The organism is Glutamicibacter protophormiae, assembly GCF_014647495.1.
Lineage (GTDB): Bacteria > Actinomycetota > Actinomycetes > Actinomycetales > Micrococcaceae > Glutamicibacter > Glutamicibacter protophormiae.
The window spans coordinates 1-18895 of record NZ_BMPH01000024.1 but is presented as its reverse complement, the minus strand read 5'-3'; the positions used below and the strand labels follow the sequence as shown (position 1 = coordinate 18895).

Here is an 18895-nt window from a genome sequence, read left to right as displayed (position 1 = left end):
GGCACGGAACAGCAGAGCCTGGTGAGCCAGCGCGAAGGCTGTCGCTGTGAGGAGCGGTTACGATTCGGCCATGGGCAGGCCGACACTTTCGGCCTCGTTGAACATGGCGTCGATGTGGACCACGTCTTTGCCGGCGCGCTGCAGCAGGCTCGCGGCGATGCCGGAACGGTAGCCGGAGGCGCAGTGCACCCACAGCCGCTGTGGCGGGACGTCGCCCATCCGGGACGGCAGGTCATGGACGGGGATGTTGACGGCCCCTCGAATGTGGGAGGTTTCGAACTCGTCGGTGCGCCGCACGTCAAGAATGACTTCGTCACCGGTGCTGCCGCGGGGAACCTCATCCCAGCCAACCCGGGGATACTTGGCGGTTGGCACTCCATGGGCCCATTCGGCCGGGCCGCCGCCGGTGGCAGTATCGGGGGAATCGATGCCGATCCGGGACAGGTCCCGGATCGCGTTCTCCACATCTTCGTGCGTACCGAGCAGTGTCAGTTTGTCGTTCCAGGGCAGCACCCAGCCCAAATATCCGGTGAAGCTGGACCCGTCGCCATATTCGAAACTGACGGACCCATCCAGATGGTTGCTGGCGAAAGCGACCCGGTTGCGCAGGTCGATGACCCATTCGCCGTCGTTGAGGCGGCGGCCGAGTTCGCCGGCGTCGACCGACTCTGGCACTGTCAGGTCCGCGGGACCGGGGCCTTCAATGTTCAGGGGGCTCATGTGTGCGTAGTAGGCAGGGTAAGCGCTGAGGTTGGCGATCAATTCCGAAACGAAGTGGTCCTCGTCCGGATCTGTCAGAGCATGGTTGTCCCGGGCCTGCTCGCCGATAGTGGACGAATCAACCTGGGCGGCAGGTCCGCTGGAGCAGAAGGAACCGAACCCATGGGTGGGATACAGCGGGGCGTCCTGGACGGCTTCGGCAACGAGCCGCCGCGCCGAGGCGTACTGGTTCCGGGTGAGGGTCTCGGTGTCATCGTCGCTGACCAGGTCGGTGCGCCCAACGGAGCCATACAGCAGACTCCCTCCGGAGAAAACCGCCTGCCCTTGACCATCGCTGACGATATAGGACAGGTGGGTGTGGGTGTGCCCGGGCGTGGCCACCGCCTTGACGGATAGATCGCCGACCTGGAAGACCTCCCCGTCGGCAACCGGGGTCCGTTCGTAGTCGACGGGGTCGGCGGCGTTGACCAGATACTCTGCCCCGTGAGCCTTGGCGAGCATCAGCCCGCCGGTGAGGTAGTCGTTGTGGATGTGGGTTTCGGCAACGTGGGTGATTTTCACCCCCGCATTCCGGACGGCGGCTTCGAGCCGGTCGGTATCGCGCTGCGGGTCGATCACCAGTGCACTCGTGCCGTCGTGGACCAGGTAGCTGCGGTCGCCCAGTTGCGGGGTGTCGATCGTGATGACGTCCATGGGATGCTCCTTCACTATGGGCACTGTTCACGCTGATGGAATAGGTGGGGTTCCTACGCTCCGGCGGCGGCCGGCAATTGAGCTAATGCGGCGCGCAGCCGGGTATCGGCATCGTCGGCCACTTCGCGGACAGCATCGGTGTCGCTGAGCTCGACCATGGTTTGCGGGTCAATGGCTTGGACCACCGTGGTGCCGGCTGATGGGCCGCGGCGCACGACGACGTTGCACGGCAGCAGCGCCCCCAGATCCGGCTCGGCGGTGAGGCCGCGCTGGGCCAGGCCGGGGTTGCAGGCACCCAGGATGACGTAATCGCCGAGCGCCTCTGCGGCCTCAGCGCCCAGCTTGCTCTCGAAGGTGGAGCGGACGTCGATTTCCGACAGGACGCCGAACCCCTGTTCAGAGAGGGCCTCCTTGGTCCGTTCCACGGCGTCGGTGTAGGAAAGGTCGACGGTGATCGTGTGGGTGTAGCTCATCTGCTGCTCCTTGCTGGTTGTACCTGCAGTGCTGCTTGACGATTCGTGCGGGCGGGGGTGCTGTTAGGCGAGGGAGAGGAACAGTTTTTCCAAGTCCTTCTTATCGATACTGGGGTCCTCCTGGCTCATGCACTGCTGAAGCCCGCTGGCGATGATGGCAAATCCAGCCTTATCCAGCGCCCGCGATACGGCGGCAAGCTGAGACACCACATCCTTGCAGTCACTGCCGTTTTCGAGCATCCGTGTGACGGCACCAAGTTGTCCCTGTGCACGCTTGAGCCGGTTCACGACCGGGCCCAGATCTGTGGTGTCGAGTTGCATTGTTCCTCCATAGTCTTTCGTGCTTGCCTTCAATTGTATACCCCCAGGGGCTTATTGCATACCCCCTAGGGTATGTGTAAGGCTGGCTTCATTCCCACCAACGACAATCCTTTGGAGGACGATAATGATCGTGAATCAGTACTACCTCGGCTGCCTGTCCCATGGCTCCTACCTGATCGGCGATGAGAGAAGCGGTCAGGCGGTCGTCGTCGATCCGCGGCGCGACATTGGCGAGTACCTCGCCGACGCGGCGGCGAACAACCTGACGATCACCGGGGTGATCAATACCCACTTCCACGCCGACTTCGTCGCCGGCCACCTTGAACTCGCCCAGGCCACCGGCGCATGGATCGGCTACGGCCGCCGAGCAGAAACCGAATACGAGATCCGCACCTTCAGCCACGGCGATAAGGTCTCCCTCGGTGAGGTCGAACTCGAGATCCTGGAGACTCCCGGGCACACCTGGGAGTCGATCAGCGTACTGGTACGCGAACAGTCCGGTGCGAGCCCGGATGCGGTACTCACCGGCGATGCATTGTTCATCGGCGATGTCGGCCGCCCCGACCTGGCTGCCGCCGTCGGCGCCGACCCGGACGAGCTGGCACGTGCCCTTTACGCGTCGATCCATGATGTGCTGATGAAGCTTCCCGACGACGTGCGTGTGCTGCCGGCCCACGGCGCCGGTTCCGCATGCGGCAAAAACCTTTCGGATGAACTTGAGTCCACTATCGGTGCGCAGCGGATGATGAACCTCTCCGTCCAGCCGATGGGTGAAGACGAATTCGTTGCCATGATCCGCAGTGGACAGCCGGCCATCCCGGAGTACTTTGCCGTCGATGCCGTACTGAACCGTCAGGACCGCCCCTTGATCGGCGCCGCCAGTGACCTCCGTGCACTGTCCGTACGGGACCTGCAGGATGCCGCCGCCCGCGGCGCTCGGATCCTCGACACCCGCTCACCGGAGGACTTCGCCGAAGGCCACCTCGCCGGATCTCTCAACGTCGGACTCGACGGACGCTTCGCCGAGACGGCCGGCATGGTCATCGGATCAGATGAGGAGATCGTCCTTATCACCCACGCGTCACGTGAAGAAGAGGCCGCGATGCGGCTGGGCCGGATCGGCTTCGACCGGGTGGCCGGTTACCTCAACGAACCGGCACGCGCCTTCACCGAACTCGGCGACATTGTCCAGCGGGGAGAACGCGTCGACGTCGAAACCTTCGACACAGAACGCCAAAACGAAGGGGCCACGGTTCTCGATGTCCGCAATCCCGGTGAAATCGAAGACGGCGCGGTGCCCGGTTCCGTGCGGATTCCGTTGGCAGAACTGGCGCAGCGCCACAACGAAGTCCCCGCGGACCGGCCCGTCCTCGTACACTGCGCCGGCGGGTGGCGCTCCAGCGTCGGCGCCAGCACCCTGCGAGCCCTCGGCCACACCAACGTTAAGGATCTGACCGGTGGCTACAGCGCCTGGACAGCCACTCACGAACCATCCAACGCCTAAGAACACCGGGCAGCACCATCACCGGAAAGGAAATACCGCCATGTCCGAAATCACCACCGCAGAGGCCAATGCACGCCGCAATACTGCGACCATCCTGGACGTACGTGAAGAGGCTGAAACCGCCGAAGGCATGATCCCCGGCGCAGTGCACATCCCGCTCGGCCAACTGGCATCCCGTCTTGGAGAACTCGATGCGGGCCGGCCGGTCATCACCGTCTGCGCCAGCGGAAACCGAAGCGCCCACGCGGCCGTGGACCTGCTGGTCGCAGGTTTCCGCGCAGACACGATGGCCGGCGGCATGACCGCCTGGGAAACCGAAGGTCGACCCACCCACAAGCCCTAAAAAGGCGCATCCACCCATCCCGGCGGTCCGCCGCCGGTCCTTGCCGGCGGCGGGGACACCTTGAGCACAAAGGAAAGTATGACTACTTCAACACAACCTAAACCCACGATCGATACCGTGGGCGCGGCAACGCTGCAGTCCTGGATCGACACCGACGATGACCTGATCGTGTTGGACGTGCGCAGCGGAGCCGAATTCGAAACGGTGCATATCCGCGGCTCATACAACGTGCCGCTGCCGCTGCTCTCCGAACACGCCGATGAGCTCGCAGGGCGGCTCGGCCGACGCACCGTACTGGTCTGCCAATCCGGCACGCGTGCCGAACAGGCACGGCAGCGCCTCAACGGCGCCGGCGTGGAAGCCGCCCATGTATTGACCGGAGGCATTCCCGCCTACGCGGCCGCCGGCGGCGACGTCGTCCACGGCACCCAACGCTGGGACCTCGAACGCCAGGTCCGCCTGGTCGCCGGCTCCCTCGTCGTGACCGGGCTCGCCGGCGGCAAGTTCCTCTCACCGAAATTCCGCATGCTCGCCGGGGCCATCGGCACCGGACTGACCTTCTCCGCCGCGACCAACACCTGCGCCATGGGCAAAGCACTGGCCGCAATGCCCTGGAACCGCGCGGCTCAGGAGCCAACCCGCGAAGCAGTCATCCTGCAACTGCCCTCCCGGGGACCGGCACCGCAGACCCAGGCTTCATGATCGCCGCCGCCCTGGCCCTGGGACTGCTCGTCGGAGCGGTCCTGGGCCTGGTCGGGGCCGGCGGTTCCATCATTGCCGTTCCCGCGCTTGTCTACGGCGTGGGAATGAGCACCCACGACGCCATCCCCACCTCACTACTCGTCGTCGGACTCTCCTCCATAGCCGCCGTCATCCCCCGTATCCGCACCGGTATCAGCTGGCGTATCGCACTGCCGGTTGGGGCCGCCGGCATTCCAGCGGCATGGGGCGGAGCCGCCGCCGGCCGGCTCCTGAACGAAGAGGTGCTCCTTCTCGCCTTCGCCGCCATCATGGTGGCCGCCGGGGCCCGGATGCTCACCAAGACACCAGAGATAACCGGACACTGTGGCTCCGATCAGGGATCCTTCCTGCGATCGTGCTTACCCAAGGCAGCCGCCGTCGGACTTGGGATCGGTTTTCTCACCGGACTGCTCGGCGTCGGCGGTGGCTTTCTCATCGTTCCGGCACTGACGCTGTTCCTCGGTCTGTCGATGTCGCAGGCCGTCGGAACATCACTGGTCATCATCACCATCAACGCAGCAGCAGGATTCAGTGCCCACGCCACCGGCTTCACCATCGACTGGGTCCCAACACTGGCCTTCGCAATTCCCGCCATCGCCGGCTCGCTCGCCGCGAGCCGCCTGTCACACAAACTCAACAGCAAACACGTTCGCACCGCCTTCGCCATCCTCGTGTTCGCCGTCGCCGCCATCGTGGCGGTGAGCACCATTATCGGCATCATCGGCGGCTGACGATTCGCCGCTCCTTTCGTTCCACCGCGCTCAGCGACTGTCCCAGTGCCGTAACCGCCACCGGGGTTGATCGATGCACCAACCGCATCTGCAACTAGTAAGCAAACCTGGCACTGGATTTCAAGCAACTGGGTGCGGTGTCGGACCTGCAAGCGGTAGAGAGACACCTGCCTGTGAAGGGGACCCTCCGTGCCGCTGGGCGCCGGCCCATACAGTCGTACTCAATATTCACTGCGCCCGGCTTCGGGAGAGCAATTTAGCGCCGTCAGGCCTTAGTTCTCCAGTGGGCGAGACGTGCCGGTACAGCGTCTGCCGGGTGATGCCGAGTTCTTTGCAGAGATCACCAACCTTGGTGTCGGGCTGACCCATGGACGCTTTCGCCAGGCGGACTTTGGCGGACGTCATTTTGTAGGGCCGGCCGCCTTTTCTGCCCCGGGCGCGGGCCGATGCCAAGCCGGCCATGGTTCGTTCGGAGATGAGTTCGCGTTCGAATTCGGCCAGGGCGGCGAAGATCCCGAAGACCAGTTTGCCGGAGGCGGTGGTGGTGTCGATCGCTGCACCCTGACCGGTGAGGACTTTGAGCCCGATGCCGCGCTCGGTGAGGTCGTGGACGATGTTGACCAGATGGCGCAGGTCCCGACCGAGCCGGTCCAGCTTCCACACCATTAGAGTGTCCCCGTCCCGCAGGGACCGAAGGCAAGAGACCAGCTCGGGGCGGTCCTCTTTCTTGCCGGAGGCCTTGTCTTCATACAGCTGCGCAGGCTCGATGCCGGCGGCAAGGAGCGCGTCGCGCTGCAGGTCAGTGGCTTGGGAGCCGTCGGCTTTGGAAACGCGCATGTAGCCGACCAGCATCAGGTTTCTCCTCCATCATTTATACGTTCGTTTACGTGACATGAGAACCGAAGTATCGCCGCCACATAAAATTTGTCACTTTACCCGTTACTTATTCTATGTCGTGCAGACCCCGCTAAAAGCAGTTAATGTGACAGAAATTCGAGAGGGATGCCAAGTTCGGCGAAATCGTTCCGAACTCGGTGGACGTGCTCGTCGTCGTCGCTGCGGTAGAGCGTCATGAGATTGAATAGCTGGCGTGCGCTGTCCGGGTTCTGCTTGGCATCCTCGACGGCGTCGTGCAGGGCTTCGTTAAGGGATTTCGGGCATCCTGTTGTTACCAGTGGCTTGCCAGGATCAAGAGAGGTGTCGGGTTCCGGGAGGAACAATGCGGCATCGCGGCCCAGACCCGTCAGGTGACCGTTCTCGAGCACGCGCATTGCGATGGCTGCGGCTTCGAGGGTCCGCGTCTGCCTCTGCAGGGTCTGCGCTTCAAAGGGCCGCCACATCGCTTGACCGGCTCGCACGGGATATCCCGCGCGCTGCCACACCTCGCGCGTCAGCCGCTGCGCGGCACCGCACTCGCTCATGGTTGCACCAAGCTCATCGACCACAGTGCGCAGCAGCCGGAACCACGTGCCGGCGTGGATGCGATGCCGTGGAAGGTCGACTACTCCGGCTGTCAGGGCTTGCCACGTCCGGTCGTCCATGCGCCGGATCGCCAGCGAGGCTCTCTGCGGTTCGGGGGCGCTCGATGGGTCGCGCCATGCGTAGTAATGGCCGGGCGGACCGTCGTGGTGCTCAAGCCAGCAGTGGTGGACGGGGCAGGAGAGCATCAGTGGCAGCGACCACACCACGAGGTAGGGGTGAGGAGACGTGGAATCTCGCACACATTGTGGGCAGGTTCGGTGGTGTCGGACAGCGGCGGTCGGGACCCATGCTCGCCACGAGCTCACCGTCCGGCGACGACGGTTCCTCTCGGGCAAGAGAACGGTCAATTGCCGGATGTAGGTGCTGAACGCGTCGGGGCCAGGCTCGACGTCGTCCAAGAGCCACGGGGTGTACCCGCTGATGCTCATGCCGTGAATCCGATCGGAGCTGACTCCGGTTTGGATCGCTAGTTGCTCGATCAACCCCTCCGGTGGGGCCAGGTCGAGATCCGTATCGCGGTCGAGGGAGTAGCCGATATCGAATGCAAGATCATCGACGGTGATCCCATACCCGTCGGCGATCCGGTGCAGCCATGAGGTGAGGGCTTCACCCGGAATCGGCCGCGGATGGATCGGCCAGCGGGCGGTCACATCAGCTCGCGTTCAAACAATCGCCGCCGCTCTGTGGGGCCAACGTAGTCGGCCATCGTCAGCGTCCGGTGGTTGATCGTCTCAGCGCCGGACTCGACGGCCGCGACCGCGGCCGCGGTCAGCAGGTGCGCAAGCTCACCGATCGTTCCTTCACTGCGGGCGAGCAAGTACTGCGTCATGTCGTCGGTCTCGATGCGGGAGGGCCGCCGCAATGGGAAGGCCGCCGCGAAGCTGGCCAACAGCGACCGGGCGTCCTCGCCTGCCTTCCAGACAGGCAGCACGAACGGCTCGAACCGATTCTCCAGTTGGTCGTCCGAGCGTATCGCCAGGTATGCCTCACGGGTGCCGACTCCCACGAGCGGGATGCGCAGCTCGTTGCCAAGGAATCGCAAGAGGTTCAAGAACTCTCGACGGACGTCACCACGTCCAGCAAGCACATTGTGCAGCTCATCGATCACCAGCATCTGCACACCGACCTCGCGCAGTAGGGAGAGTGCGAGGCGCTCGAGCTCGATCACACGAGGGCGCGGCCGTAGCGGCGCGCCGAGGGCTGCGAGGATTGCTGTATAGAACCGCAACGGGGACGGCTCCGAGGGCATCTGAACGCACAGCACCGGGATGTGTTCCCGATCCAACTCAGTCGTGGGCAGGTGCTGTCGACGGAATCTCTCGATGATCATGGACTTGCCGTTATTCGTCGGCCCCACCAGCAGCAGGTTGGGCATGCGTTGCTTCCGTGGCCACCCGAGCAGCGTTTCCAACCGCCCGACAGCCTCGACGGCTTTCGGGTAGCCGATCCAGCGGTCGGCTCGAATCCTGTGGACCCGCTCGGCAGCTGGCAGCCGCGCCGTCGACTGTGCAGATGGATGCAGATGCGACAGATCCGGTGGCTGGTCCTCGTCGACTGTCACCATTGTTCAATCTCCTCGAAGCGGGCCGCAGGCCGCATCGCGCCCGGTTCCGGCGCAGTCGCCGGAGGAGCCGGTGTCGGCGCGGGAGACGCCTTTCTCGTGGTTCCCGCGTGATTACGGCGTTCAGCTTCCCGGCGGGTCCGCTTGGTGGTCTTCTCGGCGGTCTCAGAGATGTGACGCATCTGTTCGATCATCCGAAACAACGCGACCTCGTCGACTTCGGCGGCACCGCGTTCACGCAGTCGTGCCAGCGCCTGCCGGTGCTCCCACACGCTGACAGCAGGATTCGACAACGTCCGATAGGGCACCTCTAGGTATTCCTCGCCCTCAGGGTCCAGCACCCATATTCGGCTGATGTCGCGCGGGTCTCGGCGGATGATGAACTGTTCGAGACTCTCGCGACGCGCGATCCAGGGCTTGAGCACGTTGGCGAAATAACGCACGTGATCGATGACGAATCCGGTACGCGTCAGCTTCCGCCGGATCACCGGCAGGAAATCCACCAAGAACGCTGTCGGATTCGCCGTGACCACAGGAGAGCCGTCCGCGAGGACACCCTCAGCCCAGCGCCCAGCCGGAGTCAGGCCCAGCGTGCTGTGGACGGTGCCGTGGTACGCAGCCACTGCCAGGCTCAGCCACTTCTCCAGTTCGGCAAGAGTCAGTGCAGCCATTTTCTCGGAGTCATACCGGCCACGCTCACCTGGGTCCGAGAACGTCGTGCCTGGCAGCTCGTGGATCTCGCGCATTGCCGTGCCGATGACGCGTTCTACGATCCCGCCGTAATGCGGCTGGCCCAGCGGCCGGTAGTCCAGTGCGATGCCGTGCTGCTCACACCCACGGGTGAGTGCCTCGCTCTTGAACTCGGCGGCGTTATCGACGAACAACGCCTTCGGCTTCCCGCTCATCGGCCAGTCTGCTTCGATCCCGAGTCGTTCCAGCCGGGGCCGTTTATCACCGGTTGCGTGAGCTAGGCATAAGCCCACAGACACCGCCGAGGGCGGCTCCAAAGTCACGACCATGCCCACGAGACAGCGACTGCACACATCGATCGCCAACGTCAGATATGGGCGGCCGACAGGCTTCCGTTCCCGCTCATCGACGACGATCAGATCAATGACGGTGTGATCGATCTGTACCTGGTCCAAGATGGATCCGATCGCTGGGACGTCATCACCGGCCGACTGCAAGGGCCGCACACTGTCGGGCCCTTCTCGTCGCCGACCGACTGCTATCGGATTCATCCGTGCGATTCGCGTCTCGACCGTGTTCCGCGCCGGCACCGGCAACCCCCGCACAGCACAGACTCGGGCGATCTCGCGGTGCAGCGAAGCGATGCTTCGCTTCTGTCGCGTCAAGTACCGTGTGCGGACAAGCTCGCGAATGACCTGCTCGACCGGCTCCGACAGCCGATTACCACCCCTGCCACCGTCGGACCGTCGGCTGGCGAGATCGGTCACCAGACCAGAGCCCTGACGGTAGCGTTCCAACAGCACGTACACCTGTCGGCGAGAGATTCCCAGCTCGACGGCGGCTTCATCGGCAGCAGCCACCCCAACATGGTCACGCTCGGCGAGATTGCCGATCACTTCAGCACGCAACCGAGTTTGCTCCCACTGAGCATCCGACATCGTTAAATGCCCCGGCGACGGGATCCCGTATGGTTCTTCGTCCATCCCTGCCTCTCCTTTGAGAACAGGACTATTGAGCAAAAACGACTTTAGTGCACACGACTACTGAACGGCCAGCGTTCAACAGCCGACTGCACAACCCCCGAGAACACGGGGCCGGATGTGCAGGCGACTTCGGAAAATGACAGATTTTTAGCTGGGGGAGTGAGGCTCGATGAGACGTCTTGCAACCTATGGGTTGCAAGACGTGTCGCTGAGAAGATTTATCGCGTTCGTCTTCTAAATTTGGTGGCACCGAGTCCATGAAGAAAGAGGGCGTTGCATCGAGGCGTTCACTTTGTTTCAGCTCACTACCGCCGACGATCATGTGGCCTGCGCTGATGTCACCGGTAACTCGTCCATCGTGAAGCAGGATTTAGGAAGCTCACTGTTTGCCGGCGAGCAACGTTTGCCAGTGAGCTTCAATTGGGAGGATTCCATGAACAAGCGGAGTCAGAGGACACGCTTGGCCTATTGCTAGTGGGTTAGAAAGGGTGAATTTTGAGGTGAATTTTCTTTGCAGTTCGATGCACTTGCTATCCCGTGGAAACGGCAGGTAGTTCTCATCTGGAAAAGAGGGAAGGATCACATGGCTGCGGGATCTGGTGCGACAACATTGGACTTTACCCCAGTAGTTCAAAGTCACGAAAAGAAAATTGTTTGATGTGGATGGCTTCAAGTTCTACGTCTGAATAAGAAAATTCTAAATAGGACCATGTCAACGCGATTCTTCGACGAAAATTTTAATGGATGATTGAAAAAATCAGATGAATCATATTTCTGAATCAACATGAACGTGTCAATGACAATGAATAGTAGTATCCGATCCTGCAAGATTCTTGCTTGAGAATATCTGGAGATCTGGCTATTATTTGCGACACTCGATTCCGTACAGCAATCCTCTTCTGACCTCGACACATTCTTCCCTGCTAGTCCCATCTGCCCCTTGTTAGACTCGCGACGTCCACAGCGGGGGAATCCTGATTTTAGGGAATCAGACGGGTATCTATCACCCTGCTTAACAACGGTAATTGGGAATATAAAAATGCGAATAGAGCACGAATCTGGCGTATCAAAACGCTGGAAATCTATGCTTGCCTCGTTCCTTGCGATAACCGTCGGAATCGGAATGGCAGGTGTAGCGCCAGCAGTGGCCGCTCCTTCCCCCGATTCGTCTGTAGCAGATACAGCTGCCACAGGCGCCGACTCGCAAAAAAACGGACCGGAAGGTCAAGAAGCAAGCGATTCAGGAGCGGACAAAAAATCCGCAGCAGCCAACAATGTTCAGGGCACAATAGCGCCGCAAGTTGGCACTCGGGTCGCCACCGGCGCCGGCATGTTCTTGGAAAAGAATCTGACCAGTAGCGAAGTGATTCGTCCGGGCGATTTTGTCAACTACGAGATCAAGCTAGGTTGCTCCTCAAACACTGAACCGTGTAGCGATGCGTATCTTATTGATACCCTTCCTGAACCTTTGGTGCTGAAAAGCATTAATTACAACGGGTTCGCGAAGGATATTACCGAAGAACCCTCGGAAGATGGCACTTCGGTAAAGCTGACGTTTAATGAAACCTCTGAGGACCGGCCAGGAAAAATCGGTATTAACGATGGTACCGACTATACGATTACCATCGTGGCGAAGTTCCCCGATAACGCGGACCCCAAGTTCAACGGTCAGCAGCTGATCAACGAAGCAGAACTGACTTCTGACCTGGGATCCATCAAGGATCCAGCCGAAGCTGTTGTTCCGAGCATTGATTTAGCTCCTAACGCTGAAATTACTAAGCAATGGTCTGAAGATTTGCTGGAGCAAGGATCTGATAAGCGCATCAGTGCGACGCTCGGCGGAATCAAGAACACCTCCAAGGTGGGCGCAACCTCGCTGGTGATTGAGGAGCCATCGGGCGATTCTGATCCATTCGCTTCAGTTGAGTTCACTGGATTCGGTGACATCGTCTACCCCGAGGGTGCAGATGAACTAGTGGTTTCATACTTTGTGGGCGACGAACCAGAAGCACAGGTTCTGGAAACCGCCAACCCGAACGCGCCGCCCGTATTCCCGGAAAATTTTGATCTAAAAACCATTACCGGGTTTAAATTCGTCTTCAGCTCAACGAGATCAACCGAGACCGAAGGCGGAATTATCGCCAACGGCACAGCCGGTTCGATTTCGTTGAACACAGTCCTGCGTGACGGTGCAGAAGCCGCTGTGGTCGCGAATGAAACTAACATCATTGCCGTACTCCCTAACGGCGAAAAGAATGACCCTTTCACTGCTGAAGATAGCTTCGTGATTGAGTCGGCGAGCTACTCAGTGGATGCCACCAAGTCCTTCTCCCCGGAGTTGGTCGTTGCTGGTGATGCCACAGAAATCGGTGAAGGGCGCAATGCTTCCACGGTGAAGCTTGGACTGACCAACACCTCAAACCGAAATCTCACTAACCTCACTTTGAAGGAACCCGCCACGGGTACTTCACCGTTCGGTGAAGGTATTGATTTCGACAAGTTCAATGGTGGCTCTTGGCCAACCGGCGCCACCGCGGGTGTGCTGACGGTCGACGGCACGCAATACCCACTTGAAAATGCTGACGGGAAGATTTCCCTGCCAAAAAATCTTCCGACGGGTAGCGATGTCAAGGGCTTTGAAATCTCCTTTGACGGGGTCTTCGTCCCTAGTGCAGGATTCGAGTTCGAATTTGAAGTTCTGGCAACCGCAGTTTCTGCCGACGGCTACAAGAACGTCGTTCTTGGCCGGGGCACACCCTCTGGAAACCAAGACGTCGTTGAAGACGAAGCAGATGCGACGTTGTTGGTCCAGGAGCCAAAATTTGCTTTGATCGGTGGCAAGGGGTTTACCCCTCACCGCATCGAAGGTATTCCGGGCGACAAGACTACCGTCTGGCTAAACACCAAGGTTGACGAGCGCAACACCAACATGGACGTCCGCGAGATCGTGCAAACCGATGACTTCGCGTTAATGACTCCTGCGTTCAAGGCCAATAGCATCTCGGTGCCGGCTACCCAGGGCGCTACCAAGGTTGTCGTTGAGTATAAGAACGCCAGCGGCGAATGGGCTCAATTGGTCGTCTCCGAAGACGGCAAGAAAATCGAAGACTACGTACTGCCTGAGGGCGTCACCGGCGTTCGGATTACCTATACCCGTGATTCGGGCACGTTCCCGCACGACAAGGACGTGCAGGCACTAGTCAACTTCGAGGTCACCGAAGTTCTTACCGATGAGCTGAAAACCGATAACGTTCTGGGCATCAACAACGGTGATGGGACCGAAGGGTCAGTCTGGGTCGACAAGAAAATCCAGTTGCAAAGCGCAAAGTCCTGGGATCGGAACGTCATCGTTCAGAAACCTGTTACCGAGGCGCCGACGAACAAGAACCCGACGAGCACCTTGAATTTATGGGCGAAGAACACTTCAACCTACGGAGTCGACAAGCTTTCGGTTATTGATTCGAAAGCCGGCGAGGTCAATCCTTTTGACTACGTGGATATCACAGGGATCAGTGCGCGACTGTCTGACGAAGCACTCCAGGATCTAGCCCACCTGACTTTGAAGACCGCTGCTGGTGACATGAACTTCACCGGTGCGGAAGCTCTGACACCAACTCTTCCGGAAGGACGCAGCTGGGAAGAGGTCACCGCATTTGGATTCAGCCTCGTGAAGGACGGCGACAAGCTGGTTCCACGCGACACCGAATTCTGGATCTCCGTTGGCACCAAGCTGCGCGATGACTTGCGCGGCTCAGACCCGGCGCAGCCTATCGATGCAGCCTTGGCTGAGCTTGACCGTATTGACGGCATGCGCGGCTACATTGTGCCAAACACGGCAGTAGCGACCATTGAACGCGGTGAAGAATCGACGGTCAAGGAACCACAGGCACCGCTGGAAATCATCACCGAAAACTCAGTGGATCTCAATGCGACCCTGACCAAGACGTTCAACCCCGAAGGCCCGATCGATTTCTTTACCAGTAACGGCAATCCCGCACCGGTAGACGTCACCTTGAACGTTAATAGCGGAACCCACAAGGCCGACTACGTTCAGATCGTCGATCAGGATCCAACCTTCTGGAACACCTTCGACTTCGCAGGATGGGACCCCGTCCCCAATAGTCGTGTCTACGATGTCACCATCGAGTACTTTACCGGTGCAGAGTATGTGTTGAAGGATGGAGCGCTGGTCGCTGAAGACGGCGAATGGACTACCAATGCTCCTGCCAATGATCAGGTTCAAGGTGTTCGAGTCACTGCAGAAGGCCGCAACTTCGAAGAGCTTCTTAGCAATGACACAACCATTAAGTTCAATGTCCTGCCGCGTTACACCCTGCGCAGTGGTGAGCTGATTGCACTCGAAGCGGGCCAGCGCAATCCTGGCGAAACTCAGGCACTGACGACTGAGAACACTGCTTCTGCAGAGGTCTCGCGTCTGGGCAAGGATCATAGCCCTGTCGATGCAAGCGATGATTTGGTCTTCAACCCAGGAGAGACAAAGTCCGAGGTTTCCAAGGATTCGGATGCTCCTAACGGGCAAATTGCACCGGGCCGTGAGCTGAACTACACGTTCACCGTCTCCAACAGCGGTACCGACGCGATCTTGAATCCTGTCATTACCGATATCTTGCCAAGCGATGATCAAGGACCGAAGCTGATTCTCGATCCTGAATGGCAGTCGCTGACTACATATTCCTTTGACAAGAAGTTCAACCAAGCGCCGGAAGGCACCTCGGTTGACACTTCAAAGGTTACTGCGGTTGAAGAAGGCAACACGCTGAAGTTCAGCTTCCCTGAGGGAACCAAACTATACCCAGGCGAATCAATCACCGTGAAACTACCAACCACCGTGCGTGGAGGGCTGAACGCGAAAGAAAAACTGGAGAACAAGGTCACCTTCAGCGGTGACAACTCCGAAGAGAGCAGCGATGACCATCTCGTTTCGATCATCGAAGGCCAAGCCTACTCATCACGTAAGCTCGTTCGCGAGGTTCTGACAGGTGGACAGACCGAGAAGACCGGCGTGTACAACGTCAACTCCAAGGTTGAAAACGCTGACACCTGCTACGAATTTGAAGGTGGTTTCTATCGTTACCCATGCATCGTGGAGACCAAACCGGGCGGTATTGCCGAGTGGAACCTCAGCGTTACCAACACCGGTAACGTCAACGCGCAGCACATGGAAATTCTGGATATCTTCCCCTACATCGGTGACACCGGTGTAACGGGTTCCCAAGCCAGTACCCCGCGTGGTTCCCAGTGGGTTCCAGCTCTCTTGGACATCAAGCTGCCAGAAGTTCCTGCAGGAACCGACATGGTGCTCTCTTACCTTACTGGCGATCCCGCGCAATGCAAGCCAACCGGCGCAAATATGCAGGATCCATGGGCTGGTTGCGACGGAAACTGGACCACCGAGCGTCCCGCTAATCCGAAGGAAATCAAGGGCATCAAACTTGTCCTGGATTCGTCCGAAGGGTTTGCGCCAGGCGCGAGCGTATCGCTGAACTTCACCACCGTTTCGGAAACTGAAATGCCCGAGGGCGCTTCGGACTTCGCTCCGGCGTGGAACTCCTTTGGTTACGCAGCCCAGGCTCAGGTAAATGGTCAGACCGATTACCGCAGCCAGGAGCCCATCAAGACTGGTATCACCTTCAAGCCTGAGGAGAAGGAGAAAGTCTCGGTCGGTGACTACGTCTGGATCGATGAAAATCGTGATGGTCTGCAGGATGAGAATGAGAAGGGCATCAAGGATGTCGTTCTGACCATCGTTGGCCCGGATGGCAAGGAGGTTATCGATGTATTTGGTAACCCGGTGCTGCCGACCATGACCGATGAGAATGGCCTTTACATCTTCGAGAATCTTCCGGTTCTTGAAGAGGGCCAGTCCTACACGGTCATTATCGATCGGGAAGCGTCGAAGGAACCGTTGGCTCCTTACATTCCGACCATCGAGACTGACGACAGTCGTGAGAATGATTCGTCGACCTGGGAAGCCAGCTCGCAGGGTCTGATCGAAGACGGGCAGCATGATCCAACTTTGGACTTCGGATTTGTTACCCCGAAGGTTTCCGTTGGTGACTATGTCTGGGTCGATGAAAATCGTGACGGAATCCAGGATGAAGATGAGAAGGGCATCAAGGATGTCGTTCTGAAACTCGCTGGACCTGACGGTGAACCAGTAGTTGATATCAACGGCAACCCCGTTGAAGCAACTATCACCGATGAGAATGGTTTCTATGAATTCAAGGACCTTCCGGTTCTTGAAGAGGGTCAGTCCTACACGGTGAGCATCGATCGGGAAGCGTCGAAGGAACCGTTGGCTCCTTACATTCCGACCATCGAGACTGACGACAGTCGTGAGAATGATTCGTCGACCTGGGAAGCCAGCTCGCAGGGTCTGACCGAAGACGGGCAGCATGATCCAACTTTGGACTTCGGATTTGTTACCCCGAAGGTTTCCGTTGGTGACTATGTCTGGGTCGATGAAAATCGTGACGGAATCCAGGATGAAGATGAGAAGGGCATCAAGGATGTCGTTCTGACCATCTCCGGGCCGGATGGCAAGCCAGTAGTGGATGTCAACGGGAAGGCTGTTGGGCCAACCACCACCGACGAAAACGGCTACTACATCTTTGACAACCTGCTGGTTCTCGAAGAGGGCCAGTCCTACACCGTGAGCATCGATCGTGAAGCGTCTAAGGAACCTTTGGCTCCTTACATTCCGACCATCGAGACTGACGACAGTCGTGAGAATGATTCGTCGACTTGGGAAGCCATTTCGGAGGGTTTGACTGAAAACGACGATCATGATCCAACGTTGGACTTCGGTTTCGTCACGATTCCTAAGGTTTCCGTTGGTGACTATGTCTGGATGGATGAAAACCGTGATGGAATCCAAGATGAGGATGAGAAGGGCATCAAGGATGTCGTTCTGAAGCTTGTTGGACCAGATGGTGAGCCAGTAGTGGATGTCAACGGTAATTCTGTTGAACCGACCACTACCGATGAGAATGGTTTCTACACCTTCGAAAACCTCCCGACCCTTAAGCAGGGCGAGTCGTACAAGGTGATCATTGATCAGGATGCGTCTAAGGAACCATTGGCTCCTTACGTGCCAACCATGGAAAACGGCACCGATCGAGAAAACGATTCCTCGACTTGGGAAGCTGAGTCGGGCGATCTGACCGAAGATGGCCAGCGCGATCCAAGCTTGGACTTTGGGTTCTTTACTCCAAAGGTCTCCGTAGGTGACTACGTATGGGTTGATGAGAACAATGACGGGCTGCAGGATGAGAATGAGAAGGGCATCAAGGATGTCGTTCTGACTCTTGTTGGTCCAGATGGCAAGCCTGTAGTGGATGTCAACGGTAATCCTGTTGCGCCGACCACTACCGATGAGAGTGGTTTCTACGAGTTCAAGGATCTTCCTGTACTCGAAGAGGGCCAGTCCTACACGGTGAGCATTGATCGAGAAGCATCGAAGGAACCCTTGGCTCCTTACGTCCCAACGATCGAGACCGATGATAATCGTGAGAATGATTCATCGACTTGGGAAGCCACGTCGGAGGGTCTGACCGAAGATGGTCAGCACGATCCAACCTTGGACTTCGGTTTTGTACTGAAGCCTGAGCCGGTCAAGACTTATGCTGTGGGCGACTATGTCTGGGTTGATAAGAACAATGATGGGTTGCAAGGCGATTCTGAAGTTCTTGATGGAGTTAAGGTAATTCTGCTTGACGGTAACGGTGAGGAAGTTTCCTCGACGACTACCGATAAGAATGGCCGCTATATCTTTGATGAGCTGTTGGCCGGCGATTACCAGGTCAAGTTCGAGCTGACTGCCGAGCAGGCTGAGAAGTATGAATTTACTTCGCAGGATGCTGGGGAAGATGATGCGAATGACTCGGATGCTGATCCGAAGTCTGGCCTGACTATCAAGTTCACCTTGGATGACGAGAATTCTTCGTTGACCAAGGATTACGCCGATCAGGAGTTCAAGGCTACTGAGGGTATCGACCCAACGTGGGATGTCGGTGTGGTTCTGAAACCAGAACCAGAGCCGACTGAACCAACTGTTGAGCCGACGGAACCTACGGAACCGACGGAACCTACGACTCCGACGGAACCTACGACTCCGACGGAACCTACCGTGGAGCCGACTGAGCCGACTGAGGAACCTTCGGTTTCCTTGGGCGATTATGTATGGGTCGATAAGAACCGCGACGGAATTCAGGATAAGGACGAAGACCCAATTGAGGGTGTCGTGCTGAAACTGATCGGCCCGGACGGCAAGGAAGTTATTGATGTCAACGGGAACCCAGTCGGTCCGGTAACCACTGACGAGAATGGCTACTACAACTTCAAGGATCTTCCGGTCTTGAAGGATGGAGAGTCTTACACGGTGGTCATTGATCGGGAGGAATCCGCTGATGCTTTGGATGGCTACCTGCCAACCAAGGAAAATGGTACCGACCGGGATAAGGACTCTTCGACTTGGGAAGCTAAGTCTGAAGGTCTGACCGAAGATGGGGATCACGATGGGACTCTCGACTTCGGCTTCTATCTAGACGAAGATCCTGAACCGACTCCGACGGATCCAACTGAGCCGAGCCCGACGGATCCAACTGAGCCGAGCCCGACGGATCCAACTGAG

At 58.7% G+C, this 18895-nt stretch carries 12 protein-coding genes; 5 read left to right on the top strand and 7 right to left on the bottom strand.

The annotated features are described in order from the left end of the window. Positions 1-57 precede the first annotated feature (57 nt). The 3 genes from IEY43_RS17775 to IEY43_RS17765 form a co-directional block, all read right to left on the bottom strand. Positions 58-1413 (bottom strand): MBL fold metallo-hydrolase, encoded by a 1356-nt coding sequence (locus IEY43_RS17775; protein ID WP_062862453.1) that lies wholly within the window; start codon positions 1411-1413, stop codon positions 58-60. A 53-nt stretch (positions 1414-1466) separates the two neighbouring features. Then, positions 1467-1886: a DUF302 domain-containing protein gene (locus IEY43_RS17770; protein ID WP_062862454.1), complete on the bottom strand. Its 420-nt coding sequence runs from the start codon at positions 1884-1886 to the stop codon at positions 1467-1469. A 63-nt stretch (positions 1887-1949) separates the two neighbouring features. Further along, a complete protein-coding gene (locus tag IEY43_RS17765; RefSeq protein ID WP_188950329.1) occupies positions 1950-2207 on the bottom strand; it encodes a metal-sensitive transcriptional regulator in 258 nt (85 codons plus the stop codon). A 124-nt stretch (positions 2208-2331) separates the two neighbouring features. Between IEY43_RS17765 and IEY43_RS17760 the strand changes: the two genes are divergently transcribed. The 4 genes from IEY43_RS17760 (at position 2332) to IEY43_RS17745 (ending at position 5526) form a co-directional block, all read left to right on the top strand. After that, positions 2332-3711 carry an MBL fold metallo-hydrolase gene (locus IEY43_RS17760; RefSeq protein WP_062862456.1) on the top strand — a complete coding sequence of 460 codons (1380 nt, stop codon included), beginning with the start codon at positions 2332-2334 and terminating at the stop codon, positions 3709-3711. 40 nt (positions 3712-3751) lie between these two features. Further along, a complete protein-coding gene (locus IEY43_RS17755) occupies positions 3752-4054 on the top strand; it encodes a rhodanese-like domain-containing protein (protein ID WP_119296827.1) in 303 nt (100 codons plus the stop codon). Positions 4055-4132: 78 nt separating this feature from the next. Beyond that, complete coding sequence (locus IEY43_RS17750) at positions 4133-4756, top strand: rhodanese-like domain-containing protein (RefSeq protein ID WP_062862458.1); 624 nt, start codon at positions 4133-4135, stop codon at positions 4754-4756. Next, a complete protein-coding gene (locus tag IEY43_RS17745; RefSeq protein ID WP_062862459.1) occupies positions 4753-5526 on the top strand; it encodes a sulfite exporter TauE/SafE family protein in 774 nt (257 codons plus the stop codon). The genes IEY43_RS17750 and IEY43_RS17745 overlap by 4 nt, the downstream gene beginning before the upstream one ends. Before the next feature lie 228 nt (positions 5527-5754). Here IEY43_RS17745 and IEY43_RS17740 read toward each other — a convergent pair whose 3' ends face one another. The 4 genes from IEY43_RS17740 to IEY43_RS17725 all read right to left on the bottom strand — a co-directional run bounded on the left by IEY43_RS17740 (position 5755) and on the right by IEY43_RS17725 (position 10242). Further along, positions 5755-6378, bottom strand: a complete 624-nt coding sequence (locus IEY43_RS17740; protein ID WP_119296828.1) for a recombinase family protein — start codon at positions 6376-6378, stop codon at positions 5755-5757. Positions 6379-6503: 125 nt separating this feature from the next. Further along, positions 6504-7658, bottom strand: coding sequence for a TniQ family protein (locus IEY43_RS17735; protein ID WP_188950326.1), 1155 nt, complete (start codon positions 7656-7658; stop codon positions 6504-6506). Then, a complete protein-coding gene (locus tag IEY43_RS17730; RefSeq protein ID WP_166826448.1) occupies positions 7655-8572 on the bottom strand; it encodes a TniB family NTP-binding protein in 918 nt (305 codons plus the stop codon). The genes IEY43_RS17735 and IEY43_RS17730 overlap by 4 nt, the downstream gene beginning before the upstream one ends. After that, positions 8566-10242 (bottom strand): TnsB C-terminal domain-containing protein, encoded by a 1677-nt coding sequence (locus IEY43_RS17725; RefSeq protein WP_129701449.1) that lies wholly within the window; start codon positions 10240-10242, stop codon positions 8566-8568. The genes IEY43_RS17730 and IEY43_RS17725 overlap by 7 nt, the downstream gene beginning before the upstream one ends. 1123 nt (positions 10243-11365) lie before the next feature. Here IEY43_RS17725 and IEY43_RS17720 point away from each other — a divergent pair. Then, the coding region (locus tag IEY43_RS17720) for an SdrD B-like domain-containing protein (protein WP_188950324.1) at positions 11366-18895 on the top strand (7530 nt) is incomplete at its 3' end.

Excerpts from the sequence above, each read along its gene's own strand:
- IEY43_RS17775 (WP_062862453.1), bottom strand. The coding sequence starts at position 1,413 with ATGGACGTCATCACGATCGACACCCCGCAACTGGGCGACCGCAGCTAC.
- IEY43_RS17770 (WP_062862454.1), bottom strand. The coding sequence starts at position 1,886 with ATGAGCTACACCCACACGATCACCGTCGACCTTTCCTACACCGACGCC.
- IEY43_RS17765 (WP_188950329.1), bottom strand. The coding sequence starts at position 2,207 with ATGCAACTCGACACCACAGATCTGGGCCCGGTCGTGAACCGGCTCAAG.
- IEY43_RS17760 (WP_062862456.1), top strand. The coding sequence starts at position 2,332 with ATGATCGTGAATCAGTACTACCTCGGCTGCCTGTCCCATGGCTCCTAC.
- IEY43_RS17755 (WP_119296827.1), top strand. The coding sequence starts at position 3,752 with ATGTCCGAAATCACCACCGCAGAGGCCAATGCACGCCGCAATACTGCG.
- IEY43_RS17750 (WP_062862458.1), top strand. The coding sequence starts at position 4,133 with ATGACTACTTCAACACAACCTAAACCCACGATCGATACCGTGGGCGCG.
- IEY43_RS17745 (WP_062862459.1), top strand. The coding sequence starts at position 4,753 with ATGATCGCCGCCGCCCTGGCCCTGGGACTGCTCGTCGGAGCGGTCCTG.
- IEY43_RS17740 (WP_119296828.1), bottom strand. The coding sequence starts at position 6,378 with ATGCTGGTCGGCTACATGCGCGTTTCCAAAGCCGACGGCTCCCAAGCC.
- IEY43_RS17730 (WP_166826448.1), bottom strand. The coding sequence starts at position 8,572 with ATGGTGACAGTCGACGAGGACCAGCCACCGGATCTGTCGCATCTGCAT.
- IEY43_RS17725 (WP_129701449.1), bottom strand. The coding sequence starts at position 10,242 with ATGGACGAAGAACCATACGGGATCCCGTCGCCGGGGCATTTAACGATG.